This is a genomic window from Chryseobacterium jejuense (assembly GCF_017877355.1).
GTDB classification, from domain to species: domain Bacteria; phylum Bacteroidota; class Bacteroidia; order Flavobacteriales; family Weeksellaceae; genus Chryseobacterium; species Chryseobacterium jejuense_A.
The window spans coordinates 85,603-92,799 of sequence record NZ_JAGIPR010000016.1 but is presented as its reverse complement, the minus strand read 5'-3'; the positions used below and the strand labels follow the sequence as shown (position 1 = coordinate 92,799).

Sequence of the window (7,197 nt, the reverse complement as noted above, 5' to 3'; positions counted from 1 at the left end):
TCGCTGTATTCCTGTACAGGGAATGCTATTTTTTTTGAATCCATAAGAGTGACTGTTTTTATGATTTTATAGTCAACTTTTTTCAGGACGAGACAAACAATAAAAAAACCTCTAAATAAAATTTAGAGGTTTTAAAGAGGTACCTAGCGGATTCGAACCGCTGTAGATGGTGTTGCAGACCACTGCCTAGCCGCTCGGCCAAAGTACCATGTCTTACCATTTTTGAGGTGTGCAAATATAGCTAAATTTCTATACAAACCAAAATTTCTATGTAATTTTTTACTTTCCTAGACTGGTTTTTTTGCTTTTAGTCTGTTTTTCAGACTTATAATTTTTACTATTAATTATTCGTTTTTCTCAAGTTATTAAGACCTCATTGAGTCTGAGAAAATATAAAGCATCAAGAAAGTTGTATCTGGTAAGATTTTTTTAGTTTTAGAATCCGTTGACAAGAAGTTTTAAAGTAGCATTGGTATCAATAACAGCTGTAATTCCTGTACTGTTCAGAAGGATTTTGCTTGGTTTCAGGTTAAATACCTTTCCACTCATCTTTAGTCCCTTATAATATTCTTTATTGAAGGCTTCTTCAATACTTTTTCTAGATGTTTCTTCCAGTTCCTGAGTTGGAATTCCGTATTCCTCTTCAATCATCTTCACAATTTTCCCCTGAAATAGAAGAGAAGCTGTTTTTTGAAGAATATTCATTGTTTTCAGTTTGAATTTGGTGTCAGATAAGACAATTTTTCTTTTGATTTCATCATATACTGGTATTCCTGAAATAACAGCAGTTCCTTTGATATAGCCTTCTGTCTGTGCTTCAATGAGAATTCTGTTATCTACACCGTACACTCTAATATCTGTTACTTTTACTTTGGAATCTCTAATGTCAAATTCCTTATTCAAGAAAGTTTTTCTGGCCATATTGCTGGCTTCCGTAAAAGGAATATTAGCTGTTGTCTGTAGCACAAATTTATCAGCAAGAGTAGGAGAGAAATTAAAATTGGCTGCTGAAGTTACTGTGGGAGAAACAGCGGGCTTATTTCCAGTAAATGTTTCTGAGAAAATATCGATTCCAAGAGTTGCATTGATCTGATTTCCGTAGAATTTTAATGGTGCGATATTAACGCCAACCGGGCTTACTTTCAGCCATGTGTTATATTCTTCTGAAATATTGAAGGGCTGTGCAAAGGTATTCCACGCCATAACAGCATACTGCTGGAAATTCAGCTGAGTAGCCATTTGCTGATCGATGGTTTTACAGAATTTTTCCTGTTGTTCTTTCAAACTTTTTTCAACGATAGGGGTTATCGGAATTTGTATTCTGCCATAGTCCAATACGGGTTTTGTTACCCATCGGAAGCCGTTGGGCTGAGTATTGGTGGTAATCGTCCAGTTGTTTTTAAAAGTAACGGTTGTATTGAAAGACATTACCGTTTCAAAAGTGGTATTCTGATAGGAATACACTCCAAGAGTTCCAATTCCTTTTTCGGCCCAGATCTTTAATGGAACTTCAATCAGAAGGTTTTGACTGGTTCCGCCTACCAGGCGGATAGGTCTGGTTTTCCAGACTTTTACCTTAAACTGATCATTATTATTATCTGTATAAGAATCGTCCTGATAGATAAGATCTTTTACAGAGGCGTTTACCATATTGCTAAGCTCCGAAAGAGGAATGGTTACCGGCATGGTAATGCTGGATTTGATCTTTGGAAAGTTATAACTTGCCAATTGATTATCAACACCTGTCTGACCGAAAGCATTGATGAATGCTACTAAAAATAATATTTTAATGAATTTCAATTTTGTATTTTTTTAATGAAATAAAAATAAGGATTTTAATTTTCCGGTTTAAAGCTTTTTTCCAGTTCAATGCTTGCCCCTTTCATCTCGCCCTGCATAGGCGGTGCTATTTTGGTAAGTTTAAGCTTAATATAGTCGATTTGTGGAAAACGGTTATGTATTTTTGAAATAATTCTTCCTGCAACATGTTCCAGCAGTTTAGATTTGATCTCCATTTCCTGATGAATAATATCATTGATATCTGCATAACTTATGGTATCATTCAGGTCATCGGATTCTGCAGCCTTCCACAAATCGGTATGAAGTTCTGCATTTAAAATATAATAGGTACCAATAATATTTTCTTCAGGTAAAACCCCGTGGTAGGCATATATTTTTACATCTTCAAGATATATCTTACTCATTGCTTAATTTTTATCAAGCAAAAATCGCTTTAATTCTTCAAAATCTGAATTTATTTCTATAGTTTTTTTCTCCTTTTTCATCAGAGCGCTCAGAGATTGAGGAATTTCAATTTCTGTTTTGATGGCATTTTCTACGGCATCAGGAAATTTTACAGGATGTGCTGTTCCGAGAATGAATCCTTTTTTGCCCGGATTTTCTTTAAGATACAGTTCAAGAGAGGCAAAAGCTACAGCACTGTGTGGGTCCAGGATATAATGTTTTCTGTTATAAACCTCTGTAATCGTCTGCATGGTTTTTTGATCATCAATGGAATACCCGGAAATTTTATTTTTCAAAGGATCAAATTCATTGTTAAAAAGTTCAAGTATTCTGACAAAATTGCTTGGATCCCCTACATCCATGGCATTGGATAGGGTAGCTACGGCTTTTTTAGGGTTAAGATTCCGGCTTTTTAAATATTCAGGAATCACATCATTAGCATTGCATGCAGCAATAAAATGTTCTGCAGGAAGACCGCGGAGATGTGCCAAAATTCCAGCACAGATATTTCCGAAATTTCCACTTGGAACACAGATGACAGGAGCCACACTTTCTGTTTGCTGCCATTGTTTTAATGCTAACAGGTAATAGAGCTGCTGTGGAAGCCATCTGGCAACATTAATAGAATTGGCAGATGTCAGAAATAATTTATTGTTGATTTCCTCATTGGAGAAAGCCTGTTTTACCAGACTTTGGCAATCATCAAAGCTACCATTAACTTCTAGCGCGTAAATATTTTTTCCCAATGCTGTTAGCTGTTTTTCCTGAACAGGGCTTACCCTGTTTTTAGGATAAAGAATAACAACCTCAATGCCCGGAAGATCGTAAAATCCATGGGCAACAGCTCCTCCGGTATCTCCGGAAGTAGCGACTAAAACGGTAACTTGTTTTTGTTGGTCTTCTAAAAAATAAGACAAACATCTGCTCATAAACCCTGCACCAATATCTTTGAAAGCTAGAGTAGGACCGTGGAATAGCTCCAGGATAGAGATATCATCATTGATTTTTCTCAAAGGAATGTCAAAACTAATGGTTTCTGCAACAATCTTTCTGAGTATTTCCGGAGGAATTTCGTCTCCCATAAAATCTTTCATACATTGATAAGCAATCTCTTCATCAGAATATTGATGGAGGTTTCGAATAAATTCTTCATCGAATACCGGAATGCTTTCAGGAAAGAATAATCCTTTATCTTTTCCCTGTCCTTTTATTGTTGCAGCTCTGAAATCAATTTTTTCTTCACTGTCTTTTAAATTATAATATTTCATCTGTTTTTAATCTAGTTTTGGTTCTTCAATGATTTCAATTCCTGTCGGATTTATTTTTGAGACATAAACGAAGTTATCGATATTGATTTCGGTATACATAGCTTTCATCAGAGCAGCAATCTTTTCTGCTGTTTCTTTTTTTTCTGCCAGCATGAAAATGGATGGTCCTGATCCTGAAATACCACCTCCCAATGCTCCAATCTGAAGGCTCTTTGATTTAATTTCATCAAATCTTGGGATTAAAATACTTCGTACAGGTTCTATAATGACATCGTTGAGACTTCTGCCAATCAGGGAAAAATCATTTTTCTGAATACCGGCTACCAATCCTGCAATATTTCCCCATTGTTCAACCGCACTTTTCAACGTAATATTTTTCTTTAAAATCTGCCTTGAATCGGAAGTTTTGACTTCAACCTGAGGATGTACGGCGGCAACAAATAAATCAGGGGTGTTCAACGGTATAATATCAATTGGATCAGCAGATTTTATCAAAGTGATTCCACCATAGATGCATGGGGCAATATTATCTGCATGACGAACCCCGGAAGCAAGTTCTTCTCCAAACATGGCAAAATGTACCATTTCATCCTTTGACATAAGATTTCCTAATACAATATTGGCACCCATGGCGGCTCCCGCGGCGCTAGCCGCGCTGGAGCCGAGCCCGCTTCCAGGTTTTATATGTTTATGAATAATGACTTCAAAGCCATTTTTTAGGTTGAAATACTCCTGGATTTTTAAAAGTACCACACCAGCTACATTTTGAGTAGGTTCTTCAGGAAGGCCAAAAGAGTCTTGATGTTTGATGATAACTTCCGGAGTTTCCAGTAACCGGATTTCCATCTCATCATACGGTTCATGAACAGCCATTCCCAGAATATCAAATCCACATACCAGATTAGCTACAGTAGCCGGGATTTTTAATTTTACTTTTTTCATATTTTTTGTTTTTAAATTGAACGGATGATATCTGCGAAAATCCCACTGGCTGTTACTTCAGCTCCTGCACCGGCACCTTTTATTACCAATGGCTGCTCGGAATATCTTAAGGTTTTAAAAATGACAATATTATCTTTTCCATAAAGGTGGAATAAATCACTTCCCGGAGCTACATGCTGTAAACCTACTTTAGCTTTTCCATCTTTAAATTCTGCAGTATACTTCAATATTTTTCCTTCTTTTTGAGCATTGTCAAATAAAGATTTAAAATGACTTTCATAGTCTGTAAGCTTTTCATAAAAATGTTCTACACTTCCTTCCATACAGGCTTCAGGCAGAAAACCTATATTTTCAATCTCTTCAAACTGAAGTGGATATCCGGCTTCTCTGGCAAGTATTAAAATTTTTCTGGCGACATCTGTTCCTGAGAGGTCCAGTCTTGGATCCGGTTCTGTATAGCCTTCTTTCTGCGCCTGAGCTACAACTTCAGAAAATGCTTTGCTTCCGTCATAAGTATTGAATACAAAATTTAATGTTCCGCTCAGAACAGCTTCAATGGACATTATTTTATCACCACTTTTGATGAGGTCATTAATGGTTCCTATTACTGGAAGCCCGGCTCCTACATTCGTTTCAAAGTGAAAACTGCAGTTATGATTTCTGGCGGTATTTTTTAATGTTTTATACTTCTCAAAATCTGATGAAGCGGCAATTTTATTACAAGCCACAATATTGATGCTTCTTTTTAACAAACTGTCATATACTGCCGGAATTTCAGCACTGGCAGTAATATCTACAAAAACAGAATTTCTTAGATTACGGGCAATGATTTCTTCTGCAAATTTTTGAGCTGAAGCTTCAAGACCAGATTCATCCCAATTCATATATTCTTCTTCGGAGATCCCTTTGTCTGTAAAGATCATTTTTCGGCTATTGGATAGGCCGGCAATTCTTAAATTAATAAAATGATTTTCTTTTAGATATTGATTCTGGTCATAGATTTGTTGAATCAATTTTTTACCTACATTTCCTGTTCCACAGATATAAAGATGGATCTGTTTTATTTCTGATTCAAAAAACTCTTCGTGAAGGACATTGACTGCTTTTCTGGCATCTTTTTCAGCAATAACCACACTGATATTTCTTTCTGAAGAACCTTGTGCAATCGTTCTGATATTGATTCCATTATTCCCCAGGCATCCAAACATCTTCGCACTTACGCCACTTCTGCTTTTCATATTTTCTCCTACTAAGGCTACAATAGAAAGATCAGTTTCAATTTTGACAGGAGCTACTCTTTTTAAATTAATATCATCTGCAAAAGAAGCGTTGATGGCATCTTTCGCAGCTAGTATATCTTTTTCATGAATAGCTATTGTAATGGAATGTTCCGAAGACCCTTGTGTAATCAGAATAACATTTATTTTTTCCTGGCTCAGGCATTGAAAAAGTTTTGCAGAAATACCGGGAATTCCTACCATTCCACTGCCTTCTAAAGTAAGAAGAGCAATATTACCCATATTTGAAACCCCAACGGCTACCTGCTGTTGTTCATTTTCTGAAATATTCAGATTGTGGGAAACCAATGTTCCTTGTGCTTCCGGATCAAAAGTATTTTTAATTTTAAGGTTAATATTTTTTACCATCACAGGTTGAATGGATGGTGGATAAATAACTTTTGCTCCAAAATGGGAAAGCTCCATAGCTTCATGATAGGAAATTTCTGAAATAGGTTTTGCATGAGAAGCCAGACGGGGATCGGCGGTCATCATCCCACTAACATCAGTCCAGATCTGAAGCTCTTCCGCTTGTATGGCAGCAGCAATAATAGCAGCAGTGTAATCTGAACCACCACGGCCTAATGTGGTGGTACGACCTTTTTCGTCACTGGCTATAAAACCTGGACCAATGAAGATACGGCTCTGATGCTTGTTGAAATAATTTTTAAAGCTATCTTCAGTTATATTGAAATTCACTTTTGCATGGGTGAAATTACTGTCAGTTCTGATGAGTTCTGCAGCATTCATCCATAGACAATCCAATTCCTGATGCTGAAGTCTGGCTGAAATAATGCTGGATGACAAAAACTCTCCATACGAAGCAATTTTATCTTTGATTCTTGGAGTAAGTTCACCAAGAACAAAAATTCCGTTGTACAGATCTTCCAGATCATTGAAATGTTTTTTCACAAAACTTAGCAGAGAACTTTGTTCTAAAACAGGAATTAGTTCCTTTACAAGGTTTAAATGTTTTTCTTCTGCATTTTTAAGAAGCCGGAGATAATCTTCATTTTTAACGGAAGCATATTCCGCAGCGTTAATAAGAAGATCTGTTACTCCATGAAGTGCTGATACAATGACTACAACATTGTTTTTAGAAGACTCTTTTTTGATAATGTCTTCCACAAGCAGGATATTCTGAGAATTGGCGACTGATGTTCCGCCGAATTTTAAGATTTTCATCTATTATTTATTTGAGGTTAGATAAAGTGAGAGAGCTACTCTTTGAAAAAAAAGTATAGGGTGCCGGAAATAATATGTGAAAATTTACCCCTTTATGGGGTAGTTGTTGTAGTTGTGAAGGTAGAAACAGAAGATACTCCTGAAATAGGTGACTTCAGGATAGAAATATCAGATATGTTTCTTAAAAAACTCATTGTAACGAAACAAATGTACAAATTATTTTGGAATAGCAAAGTTTTAAAATAATAAATTAATAAGTCCTTTTCTAGAGAAATATTTTG

At 36.1% G+C, this 7,197-nt stretch carries 5 protein-coding genes and 1 tRNA gene; all 6 read right to left on the bottom strand.

What is annotated here, in order from left to right; genetic code table 11:
* Nucleotides 1–137: 137 nt before the first annotated feature.
* The 6 genes from J2772_RS22810 to thrA all read right to left on the bottom strand — a co-directional run bounded on the left by J2772_RS22810 (nt 138) and on the right by thrA (nt 6,916).
* Nucleotides 138–208, bottom strand: a tRNA-Cys gene (locus J2772_RS22810).
* Between the two features lie 227 nt (nt 209–435).
* Entirely contained in the window at nt 436–1,800 is a 1,365-nt protein-coding gene (locus tag J2772_RS22805; RefSeq protein ID WP_209920966.1) for a DUF4403 family protein, read from the bottom strand.
* Between the two features lie 35 nt (nt 1,801–1,835).
* Nucleotides 1,836–2,204: a dihydroneopterin aldolase gene (gene folB / locus J2772_RS22800; protein ID WP_209920963.1), complete on the bottom strand. Its 369-nt coding sequence runs from the start codon at nt 2,202–2,204 to the stop codon at nt 1,836–1,838.
* A 3-nt stretch (nt 2,205–2,207) separates the two neighbouring features.
* Entirely contained in the window at nt 2,208–3,512 is a 1,305-nt protein-coding gene (gene thrC / locus J2772_RS22795; RefSeq protein ID WP_209920960.1) for a threonine synthase, read from the bottom strand.
* Between the two features lie 6 nt (nt 3,513–3,518).
* Nucleotides 3,519–4,454, bottom strand: coding sequence for a homoserine kinase (locus J2772_RS22790; RefSeq protein ID WP_209920956.1), 936 nt, complete (start codon nt 4,452–4,454; stop codon nt 3,519–3,521).
* An 11-nt stretch (nt 4,455–4,465) separates the two neighbouring features.
* A complete protein-coding gene (gene thrA / locus J2772_RS22785) occupies nt 4,466–6,916 on the bottom strand; it encodes a bifunctional aspartate kinase/homoserine dehydrogenase I (protein WP_209920953.1) in 2,451 nt (816 codons plus the stop codon).
* Nucleotides 6,917–7,197 lie beyond the last annotated feature (281 nt).